Raw genomic sequence first — 26,737 nt, forward strand, 5'->3', positions numbered from 1 at the left:
TTGTCCATCTATCAAATACACAGAAAATGGGCAAAAAAAGACCTTGTCTCGCTCTCGGCAAGACAAGGTAAGGTCCATGACAAAGCCTAGCGGTGGAATGTCAAGGGGTTGATCAATGAAAATTGGAAGGAAACTTGGGAAAAATCTGTTTTGAGCCTAAAAAAGGCAATACGAAACCTGACCCAGCCAATAGACGGAATTTTCAGACGACTGTTTGGGCGGGTCTAATGGAAGTGGAGAAAAAATCAGGAATCTGGTTTAATTCCTCCTCTCCGGTGGTGTGTACAGTTTCTTGGTCTTCAGTAGCATGAAGACCAACCGTACCAATTTGCGTGCGGTAAGGACGAGTGCTCGTTTGTGCTGGTGTTTCGTAACTTCGTTAAATTTCTTGTGGTAGAACGCTTCGTATTCCGAATCGTATTTGCGAACTTTATCTGCTGCTTCAACCAAGTAGTAGCGCAGATACTTGTTGCCGGTCATCACGCGCTCGGTATCTTCAGCTTCAAAATCTCCGGACTGGTACTTGTTCCAGACCAGACCGGCGAATTTGGCCAATGCGTTGTGATCATCAAATCGGCTAATATCACCGATCTCGGCCAGGATTCCGGCTGCATACACGGCTCCGATGCCTTTGACGGATGTCAGTGTCTGCTGAAAGCCTTTCATGATCTTGTCGATCTGTCTATCCAGTTTCTTGACCTCAGCCTCCATGTTCTTAATGACGCTGAGGGTGACGGACAACGAGATATTGACCGGATCACTCATGGCTTTATCCAACCGATACGAAGAGCGGGCCAGCTTTTTCAACAGTTCCGCGATTTCTTGCGGATTGGCGAAACGTTTTTTGCCCTTCTCCTGAAGAAATTCAATCAGCTTTTCCATGGGCATCTCCGCGATGCGTTCGGGATCCAGCTCTTGGATCACAGCCAGACTGGTGGCGCCGAAAGTGTCCGAGAACGGATTGTCGATCCGCATCCCGCTGAACTTCAGAAACACCTGATTCAGGAAATACGCTTTTTCACGCTTGATACTGTGGATGAGGTGAAAGCGCGTGCGAGTCAGACGCTGCAAGGCTTGGTATTGGACTACTTCATTCATATCGTGAGGCAGTCGTCCGAAACGCAGATGGTCTGCAATCACCCAGGCATCAATGCGGTCGGTTTTGGGAAGGGTATCATAGCCCTTCTTGAACCGAGCCACTTTACGAGCATTCAAGACGTAAACCTGAGCCTGAACGTTGGGTTCATAAGGAGCGAGTTGGTCTTTTAAGTAGTGGGCCAGGTGCCATCCAAGATTGGATGTCGCCTCCATCCCGATGCGAAGCGTTTGGCACCCCACTTCCGCCGCCGTATCCAGCATCCGACGAATGAGGGTATCGGCCCCGTGTCGGTCGTTGGTGACGGAGAAAGAGGCCAGCTTCCGGCCGTCCCCCGCCATGAATTGTACATGGTGGGAACGCAAGCTTACGTCTATACCGATCAGCATTTGGGACATGGGATTCACCTCCTCGGGTGCTTGTACACAAAATCAAGCCGGACTCGGACCTGGGTGCCCGTGGAAACCACCTGCTGCAGCCTCGTCATCAGCACTCACCCATGGGGAAGACAATTGCGGGGTGCTACTCCCCCATCCCGCATGAGGGCGCAACTAGCGGTCAGAATCTGAGCGGTGGATCCGGGTAGCAGGCTTTTGAAGCAGTACCTTGCGGTCTGCACGGAGGGAAAGAAGTCTCCCGAGATCAAGCTTGTCGATCCCATTGTTCCACGGACAGTTCCGAGTTGTAAAGCGGCGTTCGCTTGCCATGCGACCTCTCGCATTCGAACGCTGCATGTATTCAGTTGTGGAAAAGCGCATGACAAAGAAACAGCAATGGCAAATCCATTCTGCGATTAGAGCACAAATTGTGAATCAGTTTTTTGAGATTTCCCCGACTTCCCCATCCAAAGAAGGGGATAAAACGGGTGAAGCAAAAACTAGCGGATGAGGAAGCCAGGGGCTTCTCAAACGGCGGGCTCTTCGAATCGTCCGGATCGATCCGAAGAGATGGAGGACAGAGGCTTCGCCTCCCCGACTTCCGTTCCTCGCCCTTCGGGCTGCGGTACGGGTTCGGCTACATCATCCACCACCGCCGCTGAGTTGATGATCATCATATGGAAATTCATCTAAGCTGTTTCCGGTTGTCCGGATCAACTGGAAATTCGCTTGAGATGAGCTTCTAAACTGATTATACGAGGAGGTGTAGCTACCCTATGTTTGATATATGCAGGAGGACGGGTTTTCGCTCCCCTTGCCCTGGACAGTCAACCGGGGTATTGCCAACAAAACGCGGAAAGCGTACGCTAAGAAACCTTGAAATTTATTAGCCTCAATCTATCCAAATGATTCCATCCAAAAGAAGCAAACCCTCCCTACTTTGCAAGGGCTAGGGGGATTACCAAGAATATAAAAGAGAAAAGAATCGGAAATAAGATCAACCTCAAATAGTCGGTGATTCCTTAAGTATAAGAAACGTTGGCTTTTTTATATAGAAAAATCCTTAGAGTATATTTTCGTCAAAATGTTGGATGGACCCCTTTATACTGCGAAAAGAAGCCGCGGAGAGATTCGCTTCCGCGGCTTTGCGCTGCCTCTCGAAACTTCAACCGCGATGAAACTCCCGAAACGGTCTCCCGTACCGGACCAGCACATGCCACAGCAGTTTTAATTCCTGCAGCGCCTCCGCTTCGGTCCCGCGATCCTTCCACCCTTCCGGATTTCGCTTTAAATCCGCCGCGGCCGCTCCGATCGCGCTCGCGTCGATCAGGCCGTTGCGGGAAATGCGCCTGGCAAGCGACGGCATCGCCGGCCCCCGGAAGTCTCCCGGCACCTCGCTTGCCGGCAGAACGAACCCCATATGCCAATAGAGATCGATGCCGTACTTCTCGCCGATACGCTCCAGAGTGCCCCCGACGGGAGTGCCTTTGAACGAAGGATCGGCAACGAGCGCCACCGCGTCTTCTCGCAAAGAGATTTCCCCGTGAACCTGCGCTTCAATATAATGGTTCAGATTGCGATTCGCCGCGCCCATCGAAGGCTCGGGAAACGGCTCTTCCAGGCGAGCCGACCATAATTCGATCAGCTTGCGCGGCGTCGCGTTTTTTTCGCCGATGGCGTACTCCCCGAAAAAAGCGTCCTTCAACAGCGCGGCCATCACGTCGTCCAACTCCTCGAGCGTGCCTTTTTCCTTCGGGTTCTGGTGCGAATCCAGATAAGTGTAGGTGCTACGCCGCGAAACTTTCGGAGACAGCAGAAAATAGCAGGAGCCGAACCTCGAAGCCGGTCCGTCCGGTCGCAGCGTCAAATCGAGCGCCCCGTATTTCGGCCGCTCCCCGTCCGCCCGTTCCTGCGAATGGTAGGCGCCTTCGAACAAGTCGTTCTCCCACCGGTCCCGTTCGCCGCCCGGGAAAGCCGTCAGGCTGCCGTTCGATAGTTTCGTCTCGAATTGGCTCTTGTACTTCCCCTCCGCCAGCAGGCTTTCGGCAACGGTCATCATCCTGCTGTCCAGCCTGTCCGGGTGAAAATGCAGCGCGATCCTCGCATGCTTTCGGAGCTTGGCGAGAGCGGTTTCGTACGCGCTTCGAGGAATGTCGCTCATATAAAGGATTTCCTCGATCGTCTGCAAAGCATCCCGTTTCCGGGCTTCGGCGCATGCCGCAATATGCTTCAATGCCGACGATTGCGACTTCGTGAGCGGATTGCGACCGGACATGCTCATCCCTCCGACTTGCGCGATCAGATTGAAAAGGGAGCGCCGCCGCTCCCCCGATGCCCATCGATTTCATTACCCGGTTTGATAATAGTTCCGAAGCGCTTCGATCACGCCAAGGGGATTTTTGATCAAATCCTTGGCGCTGAAGAAAAGATCCCCCGAAACCTCCGGCACGTTTTCGTTGTACTTCAGTTGGTTCACGATTTCCTGCGCCGTTTGCCAGCCCGTCTCCGCCGTGCCCAGCTTGTACGGTGCGTGGCCGATATACAGCTCGACGCCGGTGCCCTTCACCTCGTTTGCCCACCAGTCGGTCAACATATCGTACCGCGCGGCGGAAAACGAGAGACTCCAGTAAATTTGCGGAGCGACGTAATCGATCCATTCCTCGCGAATCCACGTTCTTACGTCGGCATACATGTCATCGTAGGCGGATACGCCCGCCCTCGTGTCGGAACCGGTCGGGTCCGCGCTTTTGTTGCGCCAAACGCCGAACGGGCTGATGCCGAACTTGACCTGCGGCTTCGCCTGTTCGATCGCTTCGCCCAGATCGCGCACGAACCGGTTGATATTGTCGCGCCGCCAGTCGCCTTTGTCGGCGAAGCCGCCGCTGTTATAGGCGGCGAACGCCGCGTCGTCGGCAAACGCCGTCCCCGACGGATAGAAATAATCGTCGAGGTGCACGCCGTCGATATCGTAGCCGTTCACGACTTCCAGAATTGCATCGATAATATGCTGCCGCGCTTCGGGAATGCCGGGGTTGATATAATCTTTGCCTCCGGCGCGAACGATCCACTCCGGATTCGAAAGGACGACATGGTTCGATGCCAGCGCCGCCGCATTGCCGTCAACCGTCGCCCGGAACGGATTGAACCAAGCTTCGAACTTCATGCCGCGAAGATGCGTCTGCTCGACCATATACGCCAAAGGATCGTAGCCCGGATCGAGCCCTTGAAAGCCGGTGAGCGATTTGGACCAGGGCGCGAGCGCCGAAGGATACATCGCGTCCCCCGCCGACCGCACCTGAACGAATACGGTGTTGATTCCCATCCCTTGCAGCGAGTCGAGCAATGCTGTAAACTCATCCATTTGTCGAGTCGGGTTCCCGTAAGACGAAGCCGACGGCCAATCCAAATTGTAAACCGTCGAAATCCAGGCGCCGACCACGCCTTCCGGCGGTCCTCCCGTTCCCGCGCCCGAAAACAGCGAAATGCTGCGGGTCGCCGAATCCCAGTTCACCGTAAGCCCGAGCTGTTCTCCGACGAAACGCAGCGGCACCATCGTCCGGCCCTGTTTCGCCTGAACGGTCGTATCCAGCGCGATTTTCCCGCCGTTGACCGTCGCGTGGTTTTGTCCCATTTGCATCGCGATCGTCGTTTGTCCAAGCCGGATCGCGACCGTTCGGGTTCCCGCGTTCCATTCGACGGCCGCGCCGAGCTCTTCGCTGACGACCCGCAGCGGCACGAGCGTCACGTTCTCTTTCGGGACAATGTACGGCGCGACGTCGCTCGACAGCTTTTTCCCGTTCATGAAAATCGCGATCGAATTCGACGCCCGGGCCGAGGTCGCCAGCAAGCCGGAACCCAGCAAACCTAAAACGAGCAATAAAACCGAACCTTTGTAAAACCGCCTGCGAACGTTCATCACTCCCGATCCTCCATTTTTCGGCAACAAAATCAAGCATCGTTCCGACGCCTCGACTATTAGACGTCGCGTCGCGGCGAATGTTACGAGATTCGGCTCGATTTAGCAAAACTTAATTTGCCGGCGGCCGCGCCGCTCCGTCGCGCGCGCTCCGCCGCCGGCGCTTCTTACTTCCGTTCCGCCCGCAGCTTTTGCTCGACCGACGTCATCTTCTGTTCGATCGAGCCGGCTTTATCCCTTCGGTCGTCGATCGTCAGCGTCGTCGAAACGCGCAAAGCGCCATGCTCGAACGGCACCTCGTGCATCCGCCGGACGACGGAAAGAAGCTCGTCGAGCTCCCCCTCGATAATCGTGCTCATCGCCGTCATCTGGTAGCGTACGCGGCTGCCCGCTTCCTCCAGCACTCGCTGCACCGCCGCGACATATTCGCTTACGCTCGTGCTCCCGGTGCCGAGAGGAACGATCGTCACTTGAACGATGGCCATCCCCGCTCCCTCCTTTCGTTCCGTTCGGTTACCTTCATTATAGGAGCCTCTGCCGGGACGCGCCAGCTTCCTCCTACACCGCCCGAAGGGGATGCCGCATCCGTTTCCGTCAAGGAACGGAAGCTCTTGAGAATTCCAGATCATTTATACTATTAATTTTTTAAGGCATTAAATTAAGGCCCGATCCGCTTCTCCCATGATATACTAGTCTTGATAACTGTCATCTGAAAAACCGGCACGATGCTCCACTTTAAACTACATAACAATAATTATGTAAACTAATCAATTTTGCGCTGCAAGCGCTATGGGAGAGCCTATGAATCTGCAGAAAAAGAAAGACCGCGAAGAGTTGGACCGGCGCATTCCTTCGATGCCGTGGTACGTCGAGAAGTTCGTCAACTACAAGCTGCCCGACCTGTCCCCCTCCTCCCTGCTCGAGTATGTGCGGGATTACGAAACGTTTTTTTCGTGGCTGATGGCGGAGGGCTTGACGAGCGCCGGGAAAATGTCCGACATCCCGCTGCTCGACCTGGAGAAGCTGCATATGGACAGCATCGACAACTACCGCATGTTTCTCGCCGCGCGGAAGGAGCACGCGAACAGCCGGACGACGATCTCCCGCAAGCTTTCGTCGCTGCGCTCCTTGTTCCATTATTTGAGCCAGATCGCGGAGGACGAGAATTTCTACCCGCTGCTGAAGCGCAACGTGATGGCCAAGGTGTCGATCAAGCGGGCGCACAAGCCGAAGGACACGGCCGCCAAGCTGGAAGGCAAGCTGCTTCAGGAAGAAGAAATCGCGGAATTTATCCATTATATTAAGCATGACTATGCGGCCGACGTGGCCGGCAACAAACAGGCGCTGTACGCGCATGAGCTGAACGCCGCGAGAGATGCGTGCATCGTCAGCCTTATTCTCAATTCGGGGCTGCGGGTGTCCGAAGTCGTCAATCTGAATATCGACGATTTGGATATGAAAAAGAAGCTGACCCACGTCTTTCGCAAAGGCAAAAACGACGACACGTTCAAAACGCCGGTCTATTTCCGGCAAGAAGCCGTGGCCGACCTGGAAGCCTATTTGCAGCAGCGGGAGACGCGGTACAAGGCGCCCAAACGGGAAAAAGCCCTTTTTCTCGCCGTGGCGAACGGCAAAAAAGAAGGCTCGCGCATGACCAAGCGCGCCATTCAGGAAATGGTCATCAAATACGCCAAACGGTTCGGCAAGCCGTACTTGTCCGTCCACAAGCTGCGGCACTCGTTCGCGACGGATTATTACTTGCGCAACGATCTGTACAAAACCCAGGAGCAGCTCGGCCACGCTTCGCCCGAAACGACGCAAATTTACGCGCACCTGACGGACAAAACGATGGAAGAAGCGATCGACCGGCAGCGTTCGGCGGAATAGCGGAGAATGCCGGCCCGACTTGCGGCCTCGCATCGTTACGCCGATTTTGCCCGCACCAGGCGCCGCCCTTGCGGCGCCTTCCGTGGGCCGTGCGAACTCACGCGCCGTTCGCGACGAGCCGGCGGCAGCACGCGATCACTTGTCCGGCGCGGCGTTGGAGCGAATTCAATCCGTTCGCGGCGGAATCGATCTGCTGCCGGAGCGTCTCCTCCCCGTCCACGCCGTCCAGCCGCCGCCCGAGAAAATGCACGAACACATCGAGCTTGCGCAGCTCGACCAACGGCAAAATCGCCTCCGCCTCCTCGGGCAGCAGCCGGACGCGCCGGCGAAAGCCGTCCGCAAACGCCGTCATGGCGTCCGCCGCGCCTTCCGTATCCAGCAGTCCCGACAGAACGACGGCAGGCTCCATCGCGCGAACGTCCCGCGTGCAAAATTCGAAGTCGAGCACGGCCGCGATCCGGTCGGGACGTCCGGTCTCCGCCAGCAAATTCGAGTCGTTCACGTCGCCGTGGACGAGCTGATGCGGAAGCCCCCGCAGCTTGGGCGCGACCGCGCGGAATTGCCGCAGCCGCTCCGCGAGCAGCATGAGCTCGGCCCGCTGCCCGCGAAACGCGAGCGGCGGCGCGGCGCAAAACGCCGCGATCCGCTCCTGCGGGCAGGACGGATGCGCCGCATCCATCTCGTAATACGGCGGGTATTGGGGCGGCAAATCGATGCGAACGGCCGCCAGATTCAGGCTCAGTTCGCCGACCGTCTCGCCGACCGCTTCCGCCGTCCGGCCGTTCGCGCTGTCCGGCCGCTCGCCTTCGAGATAGCGGAACAGGCAGCCGAAGCGGCCGCTGCCGTCCTCCAGCTTCGCGAACGTCGCGCCGGACGGATGCGCAAGCGGAACCGGCACGCGGAACGCCGTGTCCCTTGTGGCCAATTCCGCCAGCAAGGCGTGCTCGAACGCGATTTTTCCCGCGTCCCGGTGCGTTTCGTAAATCCGCAGCACCAGCCGCTGCCCGCCGACGGTTACGTAACGCGTCGTATTGTTCAAGCCCGCGAGCCCCGCTTCCGCCTTCCAGCCGCCGCCCGGAAAATACGTCGCCAGCAAGGCGTCGACAGGCATGCCGTCAATCCCCTTCCCGAACGACGATCCGGTCGATCGCAGCCATCTCGGCTTCCGACATCAGCCCGAGCCTCCAGAACGACACGCCCTTCAAGCCGTAGCGCTTCGCCAGGCCGACGATCGGCACGAGCGTGTTCTCGTTTTCGTTGAAGACGTTCACGCCGAGCAGCAGCTTGCTTTCGGGCACGCCCGCGGCCGTCGTCAGGCGAATCGCCTCGTCGATTTTCGCGATCGGGTCCGGATTTCCCTTGGCGCCGTAATCGTAGGCCATCAACACGAGATGATCCGCGTACTTCGCCAGCGTTCCGTAATCGTAGCCCTTATAGGAGCCGTTCGGCGGCGGAACCGCCAGGGCGATCTTGAGGCCGTCCGCCTTGACGCGCTCCGACAGCAGCTTGACGTAATCGTTAAGCTGCTTGCGCACCGTCGCGGGATCGTCGGTCAGCGCAAGTCCCTCGTAATCGAGCATAATGCCGCCGAAGCCGGCTTCCTTCGCGAGGGCGGCCAGCTTTTCGATCGATTGCGCCCGCAGCGTTTCGTCCGTCAGCGCCTTCGTCAATTCGCGCTGTCCGTCCACCGCGAAAGCCATCAGGTAGGCGTCCGAAGACTGGCCGTTTACGCGGCTCACGATCGATTCGGGCGTCACGTCGCCGTCGGCTTCCGGCCAATAGAAGTCGGCGCCGTCCGTCACCAGCTCGCCGTCGGCGTTGATCCGGGTCCAGCCGAACGCCGCCGAGTCGAGCGTATCCAGCCGAGCGATCTGATCGTAGGATCGAATCGCGTAAAAAGCCTGCACGTGCATTTCCCGCCGAGGGGACTCGATCGAGATGACGCGCGTGCCCGAATTCCAGTCGACCGCGGCGCCGAACTGGCGGCTGAAAAACGCGAGCGGGATCAGCACTCTCCCCTGCTCCACGGCCGGCGCGGCCCCGAGCGCGACCTCCGCTCCGTTTACCTGCGCCGTCTTCTTCCCGACGCGAAGGACCACCTTCGCGTCGGCGCCGTCCGCTCCGATGCCGGTCGCCAGCACCGTTTTCGCCGCGGCGTCCCAAGCGACGTCGATGCCGAGCGCTTCAGCAATCGCGCGGAAAGGCACCAGCGTCGTCCCCTGAACGAATTTCGGCGCGGCATCGAACGGCAGCGCATAGCCGTCCAGCCGGATTTCGACGGCGGATGCTGCGCTCCCCGCCGCTTCCGCGGCAGGTGCCCCGAGCCCCAGCGAGGTGCCGAACAAGGCCGCTCCCAGCGCGGCCGCCAGCGCCCTTTTCCCCAAAAGCTTCACCATTTTCAAGTCTCTCCCCGATTGCTCCCGAAGGTTCGATAGATTCGCCAAACATAGATTCATAGAAAAGCCGGTTCGTCAAAAGCTCCCCCGCGCCGTTGAAGCGTCGAAGGAGCTTGGCAAAAACGTCAAGGCCGATCGCGCCGTCAAACCAGGTCGCACGCCTCGGCGGGCATCCAGTGCTCGTCCTGGCCGTCCCACTTCACGTTGCAGCCGATCGGGTTCGTCAAAGGCACGGATACGGGTTTGCCTTGCACGAATTCGGCGAGCGCGTTGTCCAGGTCGTTCACGGTCATCTTGCTCGTGTCGCGCGGCTGGTCGACGCCCCGGCCGGTGTAGATCAGCTTGCGGTCCTCGTCGAACACGTAAAAATGCGGCGTCCGAAGCGCGCCGTAAGCTTTCGCGACCGCCTGGCTCTCATCGTGCAAATAAATCCAAGGAAACGCTTCTTCCTTCATCAGCTCCACCATGTGGGCGAACGAGTCGTCCGGCTTCGTGTTGACGCTGTTCGAATTGATGCCGACGAACCGGATGCCGTGCGGAGCGTACTTCTCTGCCGTGGCACGCGTCACTTCCTTCGACCCCATCACGAACGGACAGTGGTTGCAGGTGAAAAACACGACGAGCCCTTTCGCATCGGCGAAATCCTGAAGGGAGTACGTGCGTCCGTCGGTTGCCGGGAGCCGGAAGTCGACGGCGGAATCACCGATCGCAAGCGTAAAAGCCATGGATATTCTCCTCCTTGGAATAAATGCTAGATTCGATTCCAATTACAAGAATAACAGAGTCGGGAATACGTTTACAAATAAAGGGTCAGTCCGCCCAGGCGACCCGTTCCGACCGGAGCAGGCCCATCAGGATGACATCCGCGTACCGCCCGTCCTTGAACTGGCGCTGCCGAAGCCGCCCCTCTTCCTTGAAGCCGCAAGAAGCGTAGCAGCGGCGGGCGCGCTCGTTGAAGTCGTACACTTCCAGCTCCAGCCGGTTCAAATTCAGCTCGTCGAAAGCAAAGTCGATCAGCAGCCGCATCGCCTCGGTTCCGAAGCCCTGGCCGCAATGCTCGGGGGAGCCGATGACGATGCCGATTTTCGCGTAACGGTTTTTCCAATCGATGCCGTCCAGATTGATTTGCCCGATGAACAGCTCGGTCGCCGCGTCGGCGATGACGAAGCCGCGGTTGTCGTCCCGGTTCTGCTCCATCTTGGCGCGCAAATAAGCTTCGGTGTCTTCGAGCGTATGCGGGAACAAAAAAATGTCCGACAAATACCGAACCACGTCCGGATTGTTCACCCAGCGGCGAATCGGCACGAGATCCTCCAGACGGTACTCCCTCAGCCTGATCTTCCGCCCGATCAAATGCGGCATGCTATTCCCCCTCCGTCTCCGGATCGCCTTTCAGATACCCTTTGTCGACCGCCCGCCGGACCAGCTCGTTCATGAACGCCCACAGCGTTGCGGACGCCTCCCGGACCGGCTCCAGCCGTTTCAGCACCTGGGAGCGGTTAACCCCGTATTTCTGCCAGCTGTGGCCTTCGGTAAAATAGTTGTGAATGACCGGCTGCATCCGGTCGAGCGCGGCCGCATACTTCGCCTCCGGCGTCGCGCCGTCCTCGAATTCGCGCCACAGTCCGCGAAACGTCTCGGCCTGGTCGCCGGGCAGCAAGCCGAAGATGCGGTCGGCGGCGCGCTGTTCTTTGGCCGCTTTATCGTTCAAGCCTTGAAAATCGTAAGCAAACGTATCGCCGGCATCGATCTCGACGAGATCGTGCACGAGCAGCATCGTCATCACCCGCGGCAAGTCCGGCTTCGGCTCATCCGCATGCTCCATAAGCACGGCCGCCATCAGCGCGATATGCCACGAATGTTCGGCGTCGTTTTCCCGTCTGCTTCCGTCCAGCAGCAGCGTTCGGCGCAGCACCGTCTTGATTTTATCGATTTCCGTCAAAAACGCGAGCTGCCGCGTAAGCCGCGAATGATTCCAATCTTCCATGTTCAAACGCCGATTCCCCTTCGAAGTCCTTTAGGACGATATCCATTTTTCCTGCCAGCGTTCCGGCAGCGCAACCGCTTCCCGCGGGATTCGCCCCAGCGCGAAAGCGTCCGTCAGCTCGCAAGGCCGAACCGGTTCGGGCCGGTCGATGACGCCGGCGAGCCAGGCCAGAAAACCGGTTACTTTCTCCGGCGCCGCGCCCTGCTCCCGCAGCGAAGCGAGCGTAACCGAGCCGTGCCGCTTCGACAGCCGGCTGCCGTCGGGCCCGAGCAAAAGCGGACCGTGCGCGAACCGCGGGGGATTGGCGCCCAGCGCCTCGTACAGCGCGAGCTGGCGCGGGGTCGAATCGAGCAAATCCCATCCGCGCAGCACGTCGGTGACGCTCATCGCGATGTCGTCGACGACGACCGCAAGCTGATAGCCGACGATGCCGTCCGCGCGCTTGACGACGAAATCGCCTCCCGCGCCGGGCGGAAACGCCCTCAAGCCGGCGATGCCGTCCGCGAAGCGGAATTCCCGGTCCGGCATCGCAAAGCGCAGCGAGGGCGTTTTCCGGCGGGCCCGTTCCTGCCGTTCTTCGGGCCCGAGTCTCCGGCACGTTCCCGGATACGCGCCTCCCTCGGCCGCGACGCCGTGCGGCGCGCTGGCCGCCGACAGCAGATCGGCACGGCTGCAATAACACGGGTACAGCCAGCCGTCCGCTTGCAGCCGCTCGAGCGCAAGCTCGTATAGCTCTCCCCGCTCGCTCTGGCTGTAGGGCGCGTCAGGCCCTCCCTTGTCCGGCCCCTCGTCCCAGTCGAGCCCGAGCCACTTCAAATCGTCGATCAGGGCCTCTGCGTACGCCGGCTTGCAGCGGGGCTTGTCGAGATCCTCCACCCGCAAAATAAACGTGCCGCGCTCGGACCGGATTTGCAGCCAGGCCAGCAGCGCGCTGGCCGCGTTGCCCAGGTGCAAATAGCCGGAGGGCGTCGGAGCGAATCGCCCGCGCGGCGATTGTCGTTGTCCGATCAAGACGCCTCGAACTCCCTTCATCCCTTCCATTATAACACAAGTCCGAATGGCGCCGCGGTTGACGCCGGAAGGGTGGACTTCCGGGAGAGGCAGCCCAACGAAAAAAGGCGCTCCGCCGCACGGGCCGTTGCGGCAAAGACGCCTCATAAGGCATTTGATCCGATCCGAAACATCGACGAAGCTTCGCGGGGCGCCGCCGCAACCCGATGCCGGCAGCATGGGGTTGACGCTCAGCCGCTCGTGATCAGCGCCTGCATCGCATAATTGAAAAACTTCGCCTGCAGCTCCCGGGACGAAGAAGTGCGCGTTTTTTTCATCATGCAGGCCAGGTGGTTTTTCAACGTTTTGGGCGAAATATGTAAAAGCGCTGCAATATCGTCGTTCCGCAGGCCTTCGGTAACGAGCACTTTCATGACCTGCGTTTCGCGGGGCGTCAGCTTGTTATTGCGCGCGAACGATAAAAAAATCGGATTCAGCAGCGTGGTCGTCTTGTGATTGCCGTCCGTCACGATGCTGCTTGAGAACGAGCTTGGGTAATTGCTGGCATAGGTGCTGGTTAGCATCTGGATGTCCCCATTTCTTAACGATGTTTTGGTTTTGCCCGTTGAAACGTTCGTTGCGGATTTCAAGTCACATCGTTCTCCATCCATTCGGTAGATCGGCTCCCATCAAATTCCTTTGTCGAAGGTCTTGTCGATATGTGTCGCAAAGCTTATGCTTTTCTATCATAATGCCAAAGCATTAAATGAATTGCCGAAATGTTGTTTGACAAGTATTAGTTTCTCTCATACTTCCGATGGAGGATTTGCATGATGCGGTCGATTCGCATTACAATGGTGGCGGTTCTCGTTCCGGCTTCCTCCCTGTTTTTGCTGGTCGTCGGATGGGGCGCGGGACGTTTGTTGTTTGCGATATTCGGTTGGCCGGGATATGCCGTCGTTATTGTCGCGGCGCTCGCCGCCCAACTCGGTTTTATTTTTTTTCTCCGCCGATTCCTGAAAAAAAGAATGGACCCGCTTGAAAGCGCGGTTCGTTATTGGCAGGCGATTCGGGCGAAAATGGCAAGCTATGCGGATTCTCCGCATCAATTGATCGCCGCGTTTCGCGACGACGGATCGATTTTATTCGTGAACGAAGCCGGCAGAAACATGCTGGGAATTGCAGGCCATCGCCCTCATTCCTTGCAGCGGCTTATGTCCGAAGAGCAATACGAAACGCTGCTGCATGGAATGCGGCTAGCCCGCTTGAACGGGTTTTGGACGGGCAGACTTGAAGTGCGAAACGGCGACGGCAATCACGCGATCCTCGTCATGACGCTCGTCGACCAGCTTTGCATCCATGACGGTTCGAATTATTTCGCGGCGATCGCGGCCGACTTAGCCGAAATGCTGGACGCCGCGAAATCCGGCCTTTCCGCCGGAGCGAACGCGGAGACGATTCACGATATGGGCATTTTGCTGGCGAGAGTCGGCCACGAGCTGCGAACGCCGTTGCAAGCGATTATAGGCTTGACGGATTTGTTCGAACGTTCGGAGCTTTCCGAATTGCATCGGGAATACATGGATCAAATCGACGCTTCCTCCCGGCATTTGCTGCGGACGCTGAACGATCTGCTCGATTTCTCCAAGCTGGAAGCGGGCAAGGTGGCCATCGAAAGCCTGCCGTTCAACGTCGACGATTTCGTTCATCGCATCAACCGCACGACGCGCGTGCTGCTCGGTGAAAAACCGGTGGATCTGCTCGTAACCGTCGATCCGGCCATTCCGGACACGATCGTGGGAGATGCCGGGCGGATCGAGCAGGTTCTGCTTAATTTGCTGGGCAACTCCATCAAATTTACCGAACGCGGCGAAATCGAATTTTCCATCGAACTGGAGGAAAATAAAGAAACCGAAATCGAGCTCAGCTTCAAAGTTCGAGACACGGGCATCGGCATGACCGAGCAGACAATGGCGAAAATTTTCGAACCTTTCGAGCAATCCGACAAATCGATCAGCCGCAAGTACGGAGGCACGGGCCTGGGTCTTGTCATCGCCAAATCGGTCGTGGAGCTGATGGGCGGCCGACTGGAAGCGAAAAGCGAACCCGGGGCGGGCACCGAGTTTTGCTTCCGATTGCGCCTTGCGACCGAGAGGATCTCGCCCGTTCCGCTTCCCGAGCTGCCTTGCAGGGTGCTCATCGTTGAGGATCATGCGGCGGCAAGAGAGCGATTTCTCGCGGATTTGGCCCGATTTTGCAGCGCGGACGGCGTCGCCTCGCTGGAGGGTGCGATTGCCGCCGTTCGAAATTCGGCGTACGACTTGCTCATTCTGGATATGGAAATGAACCAAATGCGCGGGTTTGCGGCCTGGACCGCAATCCGCAGGCTGTGCCGCGAGCGGGGCATCTTCATCGTATCGTATACGACGCTGTATGGGCGCCAGGCGCTGTTAAAGCTCGAAGAGGGGTTCAAGCCCGACGCCGTCTTGGTTAAGCCTGCGGACAGGCATCTGCTTTACCGGACGATTCGGCAGCTCGTTTTGCCCGAGTCCACGCCCGAAACGGCAGCGGAAATCCCCTTGCTCCCCCCTTCTTCTCCGGGTTCGCGGCAAGGCGTGCTGCTCGTGGACGATCACGATATCAGCCAATTGATCGCCTCGAAAATGCTTGAAAAGCTGAACTGTCCGGTCGTTGCCGCGGCAAGCGGAATGGAAGCGCTGCGGCTGCTGCAAAACTGCCGGTTCGATTTGATCCTCATGGATCTGCATATGCCGGAAATGGACGGCTTGACGACGGTTCGCCGCATTCGCGCCGACGAACGGCTGAACGGGACGCCGATCGTCATCCTGACCGCGGACACTTCGATGGAACAGCACGAAGAGTGCCTGGCGGCGGGCGTTCAGGAGGTGCTGACAAAGCCGCTTGACCTCAACCGGATGCAAGCCGTCCTGAACCGGTGGTTCGGATGGAGCGGGCCGGAGCGAAGCGGCGCCGTTCCCGCCGGCCCTCCGGTTTCCTTGCCCGCGCTGGACGGACTTCATGTCGCCGCCGCGCTTGCGAGACTCGACGGAAGGCAAGAAGTTTATTTGCATTTGCTGCGGAAATTCAGGGAAAGATATGCCAATATTGCGGACCTTTTGGCAGCCGATATCGAAACGGGAAACTATTTGAAAGCCGCTCAAAAGCTTCATACGCTGCGCGGATCGTCGAGTCATCTTGCGGCCGACGACGTCTATGACGCAGCCACGCGGCTGGAAGCGGCGTTGCGCCGAACAGACGGCCCCGAAACGTTCGAAGCGGACATTCGGGAGCTGGAGGAGCGCTTGCAGGCGGTTTTTCGCTCCATATCAAAGTTTGAGAAAAGTATTAGCTAATCTAACAATTCGTATGGGTGGAGATTTCCGTTGACGAAGATTTTGGTCGTTGAAGATGACCCGATCATCGGAGAGATGTTGACGCTGTATTTGTCCGAAGAACAATTCGAAGTGGAACGCGTGGAAAGCGCGGGCGAAGGCTTTGCCGCCCTGTCCCGGTTCGAGCCGGACGTGCTGATTCTCGATCTTATGCTTCCCGACGCCGAAGGAACGCATCTTTGCTCGGCTTTCCGCGAACGTTCCAAGCTTCCGATCATCGTAACGTCGATGCGAACCGCGGTCACCGACCGCATTCAGGCGATCAGCGCCGGAGCGGACGATTACTTGTGCAAGCCTTACAGCATGCAGGAGTTGAAGGTGCGGATCCAGGCGGTGCTGCGCCGCATGTCTCCCTTTTACCGGGACGCGGGAAAACCGGAGACGCACAAGGAGCGAATCTCGCTGGATTTCAACCGCAGAACGATCGTGTTGGACGGCAAGCCGATCGAGACGACTTTTTCCGAGTACGAAATGATGAAGCTGTTCACCCAGCACCCGGGACGAGTATTCAGCCGGGAGGAATTGCTCAACGCCGTCCGGGGGATCGATTCTTTCGTCAATGAACGGGCGATGGACGTCCATATTACGAATTTAAGAAAAAAGCTGGAACTCAATCCGAAAGAACCGCAGCATATCAAAACGGTTTGGGGAGTCGGATACAAGTTCGAAAACTGACGGCAAGGAGACCGGCCGAAGGAAGCTTCTCAACCTTCGCCTCGGTCTCTTTGCCGTTTTAAAGCCACGCGCCGGCTTTTCCCGCGAAAACCGGACAGCGCAAAGAAGCCGCCCTTTTCAGGCTGCCCGGATGAACCGCGGCAGCTTCCATGTCAAGGGAACGGCTTCTTTGCGATCGGCGATTCGAAGGCAAGCGGGTTGCGGAGTCCTTTGCTTATCGAATGGCCGCCAACAGCGACTTGTTCGGCAAATAATGGAGAGAGCGGACGAAACGGATCGTTCGCGTCTTCGCGCGCATGACGATCGAATGCGTTTCGGCCCTTTCGCCCGAAATGTAGCGCACGCCGCCGAGAAACTCGCCCGGCGTGACGCCGGTCGCCGCGAAGATCACGTCTTCGCTGCCGACCATATCCTCCATCGTCAAAATCCGGTACGGATTTTCGATGCCCATTTGGACGCAGCGCTCGTATTCGTTTCCGTCGGCGGGCATCAGCCTTCCCTGCAGCTCGCCTCCCAAACATTTCAGCGCCGCGGCGGCGAGCACGCCCTCCGGCGCGCCTCCAGACCCGACGTACAAGTCGATGCCGGCTTCGGGAAACGCCGGGGCCATCGCTCCCGCCACGTCCCCGTCCGACAGAAACTTGATCCGCAAGCCGACTTTGCGCAGCGCCTTTACGAGCGACTCGTGACGCGGCCGGTCGAGAAGCATGACCGTTAGCTCCGACACCTTCTTGTCCAAGGCGGCGGCCGCCTTGTGCAGCGTCGTTTCGATCGGGTCGCTCAGGCTGAGCTTGCCTACCAGTTCCGGGCCTACGGCCAGCTTTTCCATATACATGTCCGGGGCGTGCAGCAATTGCCCCTTGTTGGCGACGGCGATGACCGACATCGCGTTGTTGAGGCCCTTCGCGACGATTTCGGTGCCTTCGAGCGGGTCCACCGCCACGTCGACCTCGGGACCGTTCATGCTGCCGACTTCCTCGCCGATATAGAGCATCGGCGCTTCGTCCATCTCACCTTCGCCGATGACGACCGTGCCGCGGACGGACACCGTGTCGAACATCGCCCGCATCGCGGCGGTCGCCGCGCCGTCCGCCCCGTTTTTATCGCCTCGCCCCATCCAGGGAGCGGAGGCAAGCGCGGCCAGCTCCGTGACGCGCACGATTTCCAATGCCAGTTCTCGTTCCATCGTTTACCCCCCCGTATCCGTTATCCGTTATCCGATAATCGTTCCATAATAAGGCCGGCCGTCTCTTCGATCGCCTTTTCGGTCACGTCGATGACCGGACAGCCGAGACGCTCCATCAAGGCCGCGGCGAACGCCAGCTCCCGTTCGATTCGATCCAGCGAAGCGTAATGGGCGTGCACCGGCAGGCCGAGCGCCCGCAGCCGTTCCGTCCTGATTTTCAGCAGCCGTTCGGGATTCATCGTAAGGCCGACGATCAGCCGGTCGCCGGGCGCGAACAATTCGTCCGGAGGCTTCACTTCCGGCGTGATCGGATAGTTTGCGGTTCGGATGCCCTTATGCGCAAGAAAGATGCTAAGCGGCGTCTTGGAGGTGCGGGAAACGCCGACCAGCACGACCTGCGCCTGCTGCAGTCCCCGCACGTCCTTCCCGTCGTCGTAGCGGACCGCAAACTCGATCGCTTCGATTTTGCGATAATAATGATCGTCCATTTCATGAAGCAAGCCGGGCTGATATTTGGGGGAATCGTTAAACGTATCGATAAAAGCCTGCATCATCGGCCCCATCACGTCGATCGCTTTGACGCCCGCCCGGATCGCTTCCTCCCTCATCGTCTCGCGCAATTCGGGCTGCACGAGCGTATAGGCGATAAAGCCGCCGGTTCGAGCCGCCTCGCGAATGATGCCCTTCACTTCGTCCTCATGCTTGATGCCGCCGTAGCGCTTGATTTTCACGCTTTCGGTGGCGAATTGGCGAACGGTCGCCTTGGCGACCGCTTCCGCCGTTTCCCCCAGCGCATCCGAGCAGGCGTAAATCATTTTTTGGCTGTCCAGCGCCAACCGCTTCTCCCCCCTACCCGATTAAAGATCCGAGGCCATTTCGACCATCGCCTGCGTAATATTCGTTTTCGTAATCCGGCCGATCACTTCCAGCCCGCCGCCTTCGCTTTCGCCGTCCTTCGCCCGCACGACGGGCAAGCAATTGACCTGGCGGTCGATCATTTTTCGGGCGGCTTCGAGCACCGTCTCTTCGGGAGAGACCGTCACGAGCTGCGCGAATTTCGTCATCACCATCCGGATCGGAATCGTCGGGGCATTGGCGTTGCCGATCGCGAACTTGAGCAGATCTTTGGGCGACACCATGCCGACGAGCGTATCTTGCTCGTCGATCACCATCAGGCTCCCGACATTTTCCACGAACAAGCTGATGACGGCGTCGTTGACCGTCGTGTTGTCGCGGATGACGACCGGCCGGCTCATCCGGTCCTTTACTTTCCATTTTAAGAACGAGGCTTGGGCTCCCCGCTCCCGCTTCGCCGCCGTGCCCAAAAAATAGCCGACCTTCGGCTTGGCGTCGACGAGACCGAGCATGACCAGAACGGACAGATCGGAACGAATCGTCGGTCGGCTGACGCCGAGCAGCTCCGCAATTTGCTCTCCCGTGATCGGAGCGTGCCGGGTGACCAGTTCGACGATCTCCAGCTGTCTTGACGTCAATTCGATTTGCTCCCTCTCCTTCCCCGGGACGGTTATTCTCTTATATGATATAACATATTTCGATTTATGACACAATATATAATTTTATTAGTGTAACATATATAGCTGAAATCCGTTCCGGCAACGTTTGCTTCGGCAGCTAACCGAGGGATTGATTGTGCGGGGTTGTGCGGGGTTGTGCGGGGTTGTGCGGCGTTGTTCGGATCGAGAGGGGTTGTGCCGGGTTTGGCGGAGCTTGGTTGGAATTTGTCCAATCAAAACCGGCTTTTTCACGAAATACGTCATCTTCGTTGGATTTTGTCCAATCTGGCGAGACCTTATCGGCGTTTTCACCTGAATTCCAAGCTTTTCGTTGGATAAAATCCACTCTGGATAACGGTTACCCCGTTTTCCGCTCCCTTAATTGGACAAATTCCAACATAGGCTCCCTCCGCTTGAGCGCCCCCTCCTCTACCCCAATTTTCCCCAAAACTTTTTCGCAAGGCGAAGCACGTAAACGTTCCGATTTGCTCCAGAAGCCCGCTTGCCTCTAATCTTTCAATTATTTTCAGGATAAAAACAGGAGTTTAGGAGGTAACGAGACATGGCGCTCCTCTGGTATACTCTATGTATCTGGCACTTCGAATCTACTATATTTTACCGACCAAGGAGATGCTGATGCGAAAAACATATTGGGGAATCGCCATTTTCTGCCTCCTGCTGATGCTCCCCGCCTTCCGAACGGCAGAAGCGAACGTTGCGGGCGAATATATCGTGTTTGCCGACAACCTGAACATTCGCGGCGAAGCGGACAAGGACGCCGAAATCGTCGGCATCGCCAATCGGGGCGATCGGGTCGAGGTGACGGAAGAAGCGTACGGATGGTACCGGATCGAGACCGGCAAGATCGAGGGCTGGGCTGCGGGATATTTTTTGAAAAAGGCGGACGGAGCCGCCGCGGAAGGAAAGACGTCGCAAGCCTCCTCCTCCGAAGGCACGGAAGGCAAGGCGCGGCAAGGGACGGTAACGGCCGACTCGCTGCGGGTTCGCGAAGGGCCGGGAACGTCCTATCCCGTCATTGCCGGGCTGACGTTAGGAGACGCCGTGACCGTTCTTGCGGCCGAGGACGGCTGGCTGAACATCCGGCTGTCCGGACAAGCTTCCGGCTGGGTATCGCAGGATTACGTCGAGCTCGGAGACGGATCGTCGCCGAAGGCCGCCCCGACAACCGTTTCGGCCGGCGGCGGAGGCAAGCTCGGCGGCAAGCTGATCGTCGTCGATCCCGGCCATGGCGGCGGCGATCCCGGAATGATCGGCACGACGCTTGAAACGGTGGAGAAAGAGCTTAACTTGACGACGGCCAAGCTGCTTCGGGACGAGCTTGCCGCCCGCGGGGCGAAGGTGTTGATGACGCGGACGTCGAACGACAGCAATCCGAAGCTGTCGGAGCGAGTCGCGGTTAGCGAATCGAACAAGGCGGATGCTTTTGTCAGCATTCACTATAATTCATCGCAAAAAAAGACGTCGGGAACTCTCGCTTTTTATTATGCGGACAAGGACGAGCGTCTCGCCCGCTCGATCGCCGACCGCCTCGGGAACGGCATCGGCTTGAAAAACAACGGCGTTTCGTTCGGCAATTACCACGTGCTGCGCGAGAACGACCGCCCCGCCGCCCTGCTGGAGCTTGGGTTTCTCTCCAACCCGAACGACGAGGAAATCGTGCGCACGGACAGCTACCAGCGAAACGCCGTCAAAGCGATCGCCGACGGACTGGCGGATTATTTCGCCGAACGCGCCCTCTGAAACGGTTGGCGTTCCGGTCAATAGAAGAGGGGGTTGTCACGGGTCGCTTCGGCGACTCGGGAGACAACCCCTTCTTTTCGTTAACGGGAAGCCCGATCCAAAACGGCGAGTCTCGGCGGGGCGAACGGCAATCGTCACGCCCGCGGCGCTTGCAGAGCCGTATACCGCTCATAGGCCGCGTTCCATTGCTCGGCGCGTTGCGGATCGTAAACCCGCACCGGGAACGAGCGGGCCGAAAGCCTCCGCGCTTCCCGCAAATTCGCGCATTTGCCCGTCGCGATGAATTGCAGCAGCATGTTGCCGATCGCGCTCGCTTCGACCGGGCCGGCCCAAACCGGCCGCCCGAGAGCGTCCGCGGCGAACTGGCACAGAAGCTCGTTCTGGATGCCGCCGCCGACCATGTGCAGGCCGGCATACGATTCGCCGGTCAAGCTCTCCGCCTGTTCCAGCACCTGTCTGTAGCGCATGGCCAGGCTTTCCAGAATGCAGCGCGCCGTCTCCCCGGGCGTTCGCGGAACCGGCTGTCCGGTCGTCCGGCAAAAATCGCGAACGGCCTCGTTCATATCGGGAGGCGCGTAGAAGACGGCGTCGTCCGGATCGATCAGGCTGCGAAACGGTTCGGCATTTCGGGCCGCTTCGACCAGCTCCGGATACGTCGTCCGGCTCCCTTCCTCTTCCCATTCGCGCTTGCATTCCTGCAAAATCCACAAGCCCATAATGTTTTTGAGCAGCTGGTACGTGCCGCCCGCTCCGCCTTCGTTGGAAAACTCCAGCTCCATCGTCCGGGCGGAGAGCAGCGGCTCGGCCAGCTCCGTGCCGAGCAGCGACCACGTTCCGCACACGATATAGGCGAACGGCCCGTCTCCTGCCGGAACGGCGGCAACCGCCGATTCCGTATCGTGCGTGCCGACGGCGATCGCCTCGATCGCGGGAACGCCGAGCTCCTCGCTCACCGCGGGGGTCAGCCGTCCCGCCCGCGTGCCCGGCGGCACCGGCGCAAGGAAAATGCGCTCCGGAATGCCGAGCCGGCGCATGAGCTCGACGTTCCAGCGCTGCTCCCGCGGGAGGAACAGCTGCGTCGTCGTCGCCATCGTAAATTCGCAGATCCGGACGCCCGTCAGCCAGTAGAGCAGCAAATCCGGCGTGAGCAGCAGCGTTTCGGCCGCTTCGAGCTTGGGCGAACGGGCTTTGCTCATCGCGTAAAGCTGGTATACGGTGTTGAACGGCATGAATTGCAGCCCGCCCTGGCGGAACAATTCCTCCTTGCCGATCAGCGAGACGACTTCCTCGATCAGGCCCTGCGTCTGCGGGTCGCGGTAATGATACGGATTTCCGAGCAGCTCGCCGTTCGCGTCGAGCAGCCCGAAGTCGACGCCCCACGTATCGATGCCCAGCGTCTCCGGCCGAAAGCCGTCCCGGAACGCCAACCGGATGCCCGTCTTGATCTCCTGAAAAAGCCGCAGAATATCCCAGTGCAGGTGCTCGCCGATGCGAATCGCTTCGTTCGGAAAACGGTGAATTTCCGTCACCCGGAGCGCCTCCGCCCCGTCTTCCCCGGCTTCGAGCGTTCCGACCAAAGCCCTTCCGCTGCCCGCGCCGAGGTCGAAGGCGAGCGCGGTCGCTTTCGGCCCCGGCCGTCCGGACGCCGCGCCGTCCTCCGGCAGCCCCGCCTTCTCAAAATCTGCTGTCATGTCCATCTCTCCCGTCAGGATATGCCGCAGTCGGCCGTCATTTCATTTTCTGCAGCAATTCGATCCGGTACGCTTCGCTTTCGAGCGACGCGATTTCCTTGTACTCCTCATCCGTCAATGCCTTCGGCTCGCGGATGGCGCTTGAAATCAGATAGATTTTGGCGCTTTCCTCGACGACCTCCGTCCGGTAGTACGCTTCGCGCAAATTCCGTCCGGTCGTCACCAGCCCGTGGTTGCCGAGCAGAATCGTGCTGTAGTCGTCGACCTTGGCGACGACCGCGTCGGCCAGCTTATCCGTCGTCGGCAGCACGTAAGGCACGTAGGCGGTCGTTCCGACCAAGGCGGCCTGGTCGGGAAACATGACCGGCAGCTCCCGCTCCACCAGCGTGAACGCGATGCAGTAAGGCGGGTGCGTATGCACGATGGCGCCGATTTGGGGATTTTGCCGGTACGCGTACAGGTGCATCAGCACTTCGGACGACGGCCTGAGGCCGATGTCCGCGATGTCGCCCGTCGCGATGTCCACCTCTACCCACTGCTCCGGCGCGATTTCGTCCAGCGCGAAGCCGCTCGGAGACAAATACATCTTACCTTCGAAGCGCGCGCTGATATTGCCGCCGGGGCCGACGACCAGCTTGTTCGCGACCGTTTTGCGCGCGTATTTGCACAGTTCGTTGCGAATGTCCGTGACGCTCATAAGTTCCTCCGATGCGTTTATTTATACAGCGGACCGAAATTGGAGCAGGCGCGGTAGTCGGCGCCTTCCGAATCCGCCGTGCCGAACAGGCCCCAGGCCCGCGGGCGGAAGATGCGCTCCTCGGCGACGTTGTGCATGCTGACCGGGATCCGCAGCATGGAGGCGAGCGTGATCAGGTCCGCGCCGATATGGCCGAAGCTGACCGAACCGTGATTGGCGCCCCAGTTGTTCATCACTTCGTACACGCTGCGGAACGCGCCCGCCCCGGTCAGAATCGGAGCGAACCAGGTCGACGGCCACGTCGGATCCGTCCGCTTGTCGAGCGTGTCGTGCACGTGCTGCGGAAGGTCGACCGAGTAGCCCTCGGCGATTTGCAGCACCGGTCCGATGCCTTTGACCATGTTGAGGCGCGACATCGTCATCGGCATGCCGCCGCGCGTCAGAAAGTCGGAGGAATAACCGCCCCCGCGGAAATATTCGACTGACGCCGGGCGCCACGAGGTCGCCTTCAGGCAATTCGCGGCTTCTTCCTCGGAAATTTCCCAGAACGGCTTCATCGCCGGCTTGCCGTCCTTCGACTGCTCTCCCGTGCCGTCAAGCGCGGCCGACCCGGAATTGATCAGGTGCAAAATGCCGCCCGCCGCCGCGCCTTCGAGCCGATAGCCGGTCACCCGTTCGACCGATTCCGGGCTCCAGTACGTCCGCACGTCGGAGAAAATCTGCGCCGTATTCGTCAGCAAATGGCCGAACAGCATGACGACGCCGTTCAGGCTGTCGTTTTCGGTCGCGACGATGAACGGCGCGCGGATGCCGTTCCAGTCGAAGGAAGAGTTCAGCATCGCTTCGAGAAAATCGCCGTTCGGGAAGTGATCGGTCCACTGACGCTGCCCCTGGAAGCCCGACACGATCGCGTTGTGGCCTTGCGCCTCCTCGGCGAAGCCGAGCTCGGCCAGCCGCGGATTGCCGATCATCAGGTCGCGGGCGATTTGGGTCATCTTGACGACCGTCTCCCAATCCTTATCCTTCTTCTCGCGGGATTGCTGAAGATGGGACGGATTGTTGTCGGGACCTTCGACGCAGTTCTCCTTCACCCATGCAAACGCTTTCTCGTATTCCGCGGGATCGATAATATTTTCGTTCATGCGGCGGACGAACTCCGACATGTCGATATATTCGTTGCGCATGCCGAGATATTCCTGAAAGAACGCATCGTTCACGATCGAGCCCGCGATTCCCATCGACACGGAGCCCATCGACAAATACGATTTGCCCCGCATATAGGCGACGGCAAGTCCCGCCTTGGCGAATGCGAGCAATTTGCCTCTGACGTCATCCGGCACGGACGTATCTCCGGCATCCTGCACCTGCTCGCCGTAAATGCCGAAGGCCGGCAGCCCTTTCTGCGCATGGGCGGACAAAATGGCGGCCAAGTAAACGGCGCCGGGACGCTCCGTTCCGTTGAAGCCCCAAACGGCTTTCGGAATGGCCGGATCCGTGTCCATCGTTTCCGTGCCGTAACACCAGCACGGCGTTACGGTGATCGATACGCCGACGCCTTCGCGGGCGAATTTCTCTGCGCACTGCGCCGCTTCCGCCACGCCGCCGATCGTCGCGTCCGCGATGACGCATTCCACCGGCTGGCCGTTCGGGTAGCGCAAATGTTCGGACAGCAGGGTTGCAACCGCTTTCGCCATATTCATCGTTTGATCTTCGAGCGACTCGCGCACGCCTCTGCGCCTTCCGTCGATCGTCGGGCGAATGCCGATTTTCGGAAAGCCGCTTTTCCAGCGAAAACTGAAATCCGTCATGTAAAATGCCTCCCCAAAACATGAGTTTATGTTATCGATAACTCTAAAGTAACAACGGATTGTCTTGCTGTCAATGCTCCTTTTTTGTAAGATGAAAATAAAGTTGAAGACCGATCTATGCATTTGGACGCAACCGGGCTTTTCCGGATAAGCCTTTCGCCCCGCCGCATGGCGGACGTCAGGCCGATTCCTGTGTCCGTTTGTCCGTGAAGGAGCAGTTCCGATGGTTACGATTTATGACATTGCGGAAAAAGCGAACGTCTCGGCGATGACGGTTTCGAGAGTTATCAATAACACTGGCCGAATCAGCGACAAAACGCGGGCCAAAGTAAAGCGCGTCATGGACGAGCTCGGGTACGTCCCGAACCAGATGGCGCGCAGTCTCGTGCTGCAGCAAACGAACATGCTTTTTCTGCTGATTACCGATATTACGAACCCGTTCTACACGACGCTTGCGCGCGGCGCCGAGGACGTCGCCCAAAAGCACGGCTTTCGGCTGCTGTTCGGCAACAGCGACGAGAAATTGAGCAAGGAACGGGATTACATCGAAACGATCCTGAAGCTGCGAGCGGACGGCGTACTCGTCGCGCCCGCGGGAGACGCCTCCCTCCCCCACCTGGAGGCGCTCCGCAAGCATCGCGTTCCGTTCGTGCTGCTCGACCGCGAGGTTCCCGGCGTCGAAAGCGACATCGTGCTCGGGGACAGCAAGGAAGGCGCGCGGACCCTCGTCAGGCATTTGGCCGACATGGGGCACCGGCGGATCGCCATGATCAACGGTTCGCTCGCCGCTTCGACGGCCAGGCAGCGCCTTGAAGGCTACCGGGAAGCGTTGAAACTGCACGATTTGGAATACGAGGAGGAAGACGTGCTGGAGACGAGCTTCGAGCCGCACAGCGACTTGACGGAAATCGAGGAGTGGCTGGGGCGGCTGCGGCCGGACGTTACGGCGATCATCGCCGGCAACAACGTGCTCGCCGTCGAGGTCATTCGCGCCCTCTCCGCCCGCGGCCGCAAGCTGCCCGACGACATGTCGGTCGTTTCGTTCGACGAATGGGCCGCCTATGCGGAAATCGATCCGTTTCTGACCGTCATCTCGCAGCAAGCCTACCAGTTCGGCTATCTCGGCATGCAGCTGCTGATCGACCGGATCAAAGAAGGCGAATCGGCCGGACCGTGGAAAAAAATCGTTCTTCCGTCCCAGCTGCTCGTCCGCCGCTCCGTCAGCCGGCTTGCCGGTCCCGAACGCGGCTGAGCGCCGCAACTATCCTCTTCGACGCGAAAAGCGGCGCCGGAAATTTCGTTTCCGCGCCGCTTTTCGGTATCATTTTCGATATTATTCGACA

General features: G+C 58.9%; 22 protein-coding genes. 5 read left to right on the forward strand and 17 right to left on the reverse strand.

Features of this window, described 5'->3' with window-relative positions; genetic code table 11:
- Positions 1 to 258 precede the first annotated feature (258 nt).
- The 4 genes from B7E11_RS23800 to B7E11_RS23815 all read right to left on the reverse strand — a co-directional run bounded on the left by B7E11_RS23800 (position 259) and on the right by B7E11_RS23815 (position 5,874).
- The gene (locus B7E11_RS23800) at positions 259 to 1,494 is read right to left on the reverse strand and encodes an IS110 family RNA-guided transposase (protein WP_080839479.1); all 1,236 of its coding nucleotides are present in this window, start codon (positions 1,492 to 1,494) and stop codon (positions 259 to 261) included.
- 1,144 nt (positions 1,495 to 2,638) lie between these two features.
- Positions 2,639 to 3,748, reverse strand: coding sequence for a DUF3626 domain-containing protein (locus tag B7E11_RS23805; protein ID WP_139787295.1), 1,110 nt, complete (start codon positions 3,746 to 3,748; stop codon positions 2,639 to 2,641).
- A 72-nt stretch (positions 3,749 to 3,820) separates the two neighbouring features.
- The gene (locus B7E11_RS23810; RefSeq protein WP_080839482.1) at positions 3,821 to 5,389 is read right to left on the reverse strand and encodes a family 10 glycosylhydrolase; all 1,569 of its coding nucleotides are present in this window, start codon (positions 5,387 to 5,389) and stop codon (positions 3,821 to 3,823) included.
- 167 nt (positions 5,390 to 5,556) lie between these two features.
- Positions 5,557 to 5,874, reverse strand: a complete 318-nt coding sequence (locus B7E11_RS23815) for an MTH1187 family thiamine-binding protein (RefSeq protein ID WP_080839484.1) — start codon at positions 5,872 to 5,874, stop codon at positions 5,557 to 5,559.
- A 316-nt stretch (positions 5,875 to 6,190) separates the two neighbouring features.
- On the opposite strand from B7E11_RS23815, the gene xerS reads away from it, so the two are divergent.
- Entirely contained in the window at positions 6,191 to 7,276 is a 1,086-nt protein-coding gene (gene xerS, locus B7E11_RS23820) for a tyrosine recombinase XerS (RefSeq protein WP_080839486.1), read from the forward strand.
- 97 nt (positions 7,277 to 7,373) lie between these two features.
- Here xerS and B7E11_RS23825 read toward each other — a convergent pair whose 3' ends face one another.
- The 7 genes from B7E11_RS23825 to B7E11_RS23855 form a co-directional block, all read right to left on the reverse strand.
- Complete coding sequence (locus B7E11_RS23825) at positions 7,374 to 8,387, reverse strand: phosphotransferase (protein ID WP_080839488.1); 1,014 nt, start codon at positions 8,385 to 8,387, stop codon at positions 7,374 to 7,376.
- Between the two features lie 4 nt (positions 8,388 to 8,391).
- Positions 8,392 to 9,672: a stalk domain-containing protein gene (locus B7E11_RS23830; protein WP_176220873.1), complete on the reverse strand. Its 1,281-nt coding sequence runs from the start codon at positions 9,670 to 9,672 to the stop codon at positions 8,392 to 8,394.
- 143 nt (positions 9,673 to 9,815) lie between these two features.
- Positions 9,816 to 10,397: a thioredoxin family protein gene (locus B7E11_RS23835; RefSeq protein WP_080839492.1), complete on the reverse strand. Its 582-nt coding sequence runs from the start codon at positions 10,395 to 10,397 to the stop codon at positions 9,816 to 9,818.
- Positions 10,398 to 10,482: 85 nt separating this feature from the next.
- Positions 10,483 to 11,034, reverse strand: a complete 552-nt coding sequence (locus tag B7E11_RS23840) for a GNAT family N-acetyltransferase (RefSeq protein ID WP_080839494.1) — start codon at positions 11,032 to 11,034, stop codon at positions 10,483 to 10,485.
- 1 nt (position 11,035) lies between these two features.
- Entirely contained in the window at positions 11,036 to 11,659 is a 624-nt protein-coding gene (locus tag B7E11_RS23845) for an HD domain-containing protein (RefSeq protein ID WP_080840971.1), read from the reverse strand.
- 30 nt (positions 11,660 to 11,689) lie between these two features.
- The gene (gene gluQRS / locus B7E11_RS23850; RefSeq protein ID WP_245809810.1) at positions 11,690 to 12,670 is read right to left on the reverse strand and encodes a tRNA glutamyl-Q(34) synthetase GluQRS; all 981 of its coding nucleotides are present in this window, start codon (positions 12,668 to 12,670) and stop codon (positions 11,690 to 11,692) included.
- A 230-nt stretch (positions 12,671 to 12,900) separates the two neighbouring features.
- Positions 12,901 to 13,233 (reverse strand): helix-turn-helix transcriptional regulator, encoded by a 333-nt coding sequence (locus tag B7E11_RS23855; RefSeq protein ID WP_176220874.1) that lies wholly within the window; start codon positions 13,231 to 13,233, stop codon positions 12,901 to 12,903.
- 246 nt (positions 13,234 to 13,479) lie between these two features.
- Between B7E11_RS23855 and B7E11_RS23860 the strand changes: the two genes are divergently transcribed.
- Both B7E11_RS23860 and B7E11_RS23865 read left to right on the forward strand, forming a co-directional pair.
- Positions 13,480 to 16,023, forward strand: coding sequence for a response regulator (locus B7E11_RS23860; protein ID WP_080839498.1), 2,544 nt, complete (start codon positions 13,480 to 13,482; stop codon positions 16,021 to 16,023).
- 30 nt (positions 16,024 to 16,053) lie between these two features.
- A complete protein-coding gene (locus B7E11_RS23865; protein WP_080839499.1) occupies positions 16,054 to 16,737 on the forward strand; it encodes a response regulator transcription factor in 684 nt (227 codons plus the stop codon).
- Between the two features lie 214 nt (positions 16,738 to 16,951).
- On the opposite strand, the gene glpX is transcribed toward B7E11_RS23865, so the two are convergent.
- Genes glpX through B7E11_RS23880 form a run of 3 tightly spaced genes read right to left on the reverse strand, consistent with a single transcriptional unit; the run spans position 16,952 to position 19,422 of the window.
- Positions 16,952 to 17,923 carry a class II fructose-bisphosphatase gene (glpX, locus tag B7E11_RS23870; protein ID WP_080839501.1) on the reverse strand — a complete coding sequence of 324 codons (972 nt, stop codon included), beginning with the start codon at positions 17,921 to 17,923 and terminating at the stop codon, positions 16,952 to 16,954.
- 20 nt (positions 17,924 to 17,943) lie between these two features.
- Positions 17,944 to 18,759 (reverse strand): pyruvate, water dikinase regulatory protein, encoded by an 816-nt coding sequence (locus tag B7E11_RS23875; protein ID WP_245809811.1) that lies wholly within the window; start codon positions 18,757 to 18,759, stop codon positions 17,944 to 17,946.
- A 21-nt stretch (positions 18,760 to 18,780) separates the two neighbouring features.
- Positions 18,781 to 19,422: a helix-turn-helix transcriptional regulator gene (locus B7E11_RS23880; RefSeq protein ID WP_245809866.1), complete on the reverse strand. Its 642-nt coding sequence runs from the start codon at positions 19,420 to 19,422 to the stop codon at positions 18,781 to 18,783.
- A 651-nt stretch (positions 19,423 to 20,073) separates the two neighbouring features.
- Here B7E11_RS23880 and B7E11_RS23885 point away from each other — a divergent pair.
- Positions 20,074 to 21,198, forward strand: coding sequence for an N-acetylmuramoyl-L-alanine amidase family protein (locus B7E11_RS23885; protein WP_080840977.1), 1,125 nt, complete (start codon positions 20,074 to 20,076; stop codon positions 21,196 to 21,198).
- A gap of 134 nt (positions 21,199 to 21,332) precedes the next feature.
- Here the strand turns inward: B7E11_RS23885 and B7E11_RS23890 are convergent, their stop codons facing one another.
- From B7E11_RS23890 to B7E11_RS23900, 3 genes are read right to left on the reverse strand one after another with little or no spacing between them, the layout of a single operon-like run.
- A complete protein-coding gene (locus B7E11_RS23890) occupies positions 21,333 to 22,889 on the reverse strand; it encodes a rhamnulokinase (protein WP_080839503.1) in 1,557 nt (518 codons plus the stop codon).
- 37 nt (positions 22,890 to 22,926) lie between these two features.
- A complete protein-coding gene (locus tag B7E11_RS23895; RefSeq protein WP_080839507.1) occupies positions 22,927 to 23,586 on the reverse strand; it encodes a class II aldolase/adducin family protein in 660 nt (219 codons plus the stop codon).
- Between the two features lie 17 nt (positions 23,587 to 23,603).
- Positions 23,604 to 25,394 carry an L-fucose isomerase gene (locus B7E11_RS23900; protein WP_080839510.1) on the reverse strand — a complete coding sequence of 597 codons (1,791 nt, stop codon included), beginning with the start codon at positions 25,392 to 25,394 and terminating at the stop codon, positions 23,604 to 23,606.
- A gap of 223 nt (positions 25,395 to 25,617) precedes the next feature.
- On the opposite strand from B7E11_RS23900, the gene B7E11_RS23905 reads away from it, so the two are divergent.
- On the forward strand, positions 25,618 to 26,646 hold the full coding sequence (locus B7E11_RS23905) for a LacI family DNA-binding transcriptional regulator (RefSeq protein ID WP_080839512.1): 1,029 nt from the start codon (positions 25,618 to 25,620) through the stop codon (positions 26,644 to 26,646).
- Positions 26,647 to 26,737: the final 91 nt, after the last annotated feature.

Origin of the sequence: Cohnella massiliensis, from assembly GCF_900169535.1 — a bacterium.
Classification (GTDB): domain Bacteria; phylum Bacillota; class Bacilli; order Paenibacillales; family Paenibacillaceae; genus Cohnella; species Cohnella algarum.

What these genes read in the sequence shown, in the direction of transcription:
- B7E11_RS23800 (WP_080839479.1), bottom strand. Translation starts at nt 1,494, where the DNA reads ATGTCCCAAATGCTGATCGGTATAGACGTAAGCTTGCGTTCCCACCAT.
- B7E11_RS23805 (WP_139787295.1), bottom strand. Translation starts at nt 3,748, where the DNA reads ATGTCCGGTCGCAATCCGCTCACGAAGTCGCAATCGTCGGCATTGAAG.
- B7E11_RS23810 (WP_080839482.1), bottom strand. Translation starts at nt 5,389, where the DNA reads ATGAACGTTCGCAGGCGGTTTTACAAAGGTTCGGTTTTATTGCTCGTT.
- B7E11_RS23815 (WP_080839484.1), bottom strand. Translation starts at nt 5,874, where the DNA reads ATGGCCATCGTTCAAGTGACGATCGTTCCTCTCGGCACCGGGAGCACG.
- xerS (WP_080839486.1), top strand. Translation starts at nt 6,191, where the DNA reads ATGAATCTGCAGAAAAAGAAAGACCGCGAAGAGTTGGACCGGCGCATT.
- B7E11_RS23825 (WP_080839488.1), bottom strand. Translation starts at nt 8,387, where the DNA reads ATGCCTGTCGACGCCTTGCTGGCGACGTATTTTCCGGGCGGCGGCTGG.
- B7E11_RS23830 (WP_176220873.1), bottom strand. Translation starts at nt 9,672, where the DNA reads ATGGTGAAGCTTTTGGGGAAAAGGGCGCTGGCGGCCGCGCTGGGAGCG.
- B7E11_RS23835 (WP_080839492.1), bottom strand. Translation starts at nt 10,397, where the DNA reads ATGGCTTTTACGCTTGCGATCGGTGATTCCGCCGTCGACTTCCGGCTC.
- B7E11_RS23840 (WP_080839494.1), bottom strand. Translation starts at nt 11,034, where the DNA reads ATGCCGCATTTGATCGGGCGGAAGATCAGGCTGAGGGAGTACCGTCTG.
- B7E11_RS23845 (WP_080840971.1), bottom strand. Translation starts at nt 11,659, where the DNA reads ATGGAAGATTGGAATCATTCGCGGCTTACGCGGCAGCTCGCGTTTTTG.
- B7E11_RS23855 (WP_176220874.1), bottom strand. Translation starts at nt 13,233, where the DNA reads ATGCTAACCAGCACCTATGCCAGCAATTACCCAAGCTCGTTCTCAAGC.
- B7E11_RS23860 (WP_080839498.1), top strand. Translation starts at nt 13,480, where the DNA reads ATGATGCGGTCGATTCGCATTACAATGGTGGCGGTTCTCGTTCCGGCT.
- glpX (WP_080839501.1), bottom strand. Translation starts at nt 17,923, where the DNA reads ATGGAACGAGAACTGGCATTGGAAATCGTGCGCGTCACGGAGCTGGCC.
- B7E11_RS23885 (WP_080840977.1), top strand. Translation starts at nt 20,074, where the DNA reads ATGCGAAAAACATATTGGGGAATCGCCATTTTCTGCCTCCTGCTGATG.
- B7E11_RS23890 (WP_080839503.1), bottom strand. Translation starts at nt 22,889, where the DNA reads ATGACAGCAGATTTTGAGAAGGCGGGGCTGCCGGAGGACGGCGCGGCG.
- B7E11_RS23895 (WP_080839507.1), bottom strand. Translation starts at nt 23,586, where the DNA reads ATGAGCGTCACGGACATTCGCAACGAACTGTGCAAATACGCGCGCAAA.
- B7E11_RS23900 (WP_080839510.1), bottom strand. Translation starts at nt 25,394, where the DNA reads ATGACGGATTTCAGTTTTCGCTGGAAAAGCGGCTTTCCGAAAATCGGC.
- B7E11_RS23905 (WP_080839512.1), top strand. Translation starts at nt 25,618, where the DNA reads ATGGTTACGATTTATGACATTGCGGAAAAAGCGAACGTCTCGGCGATG.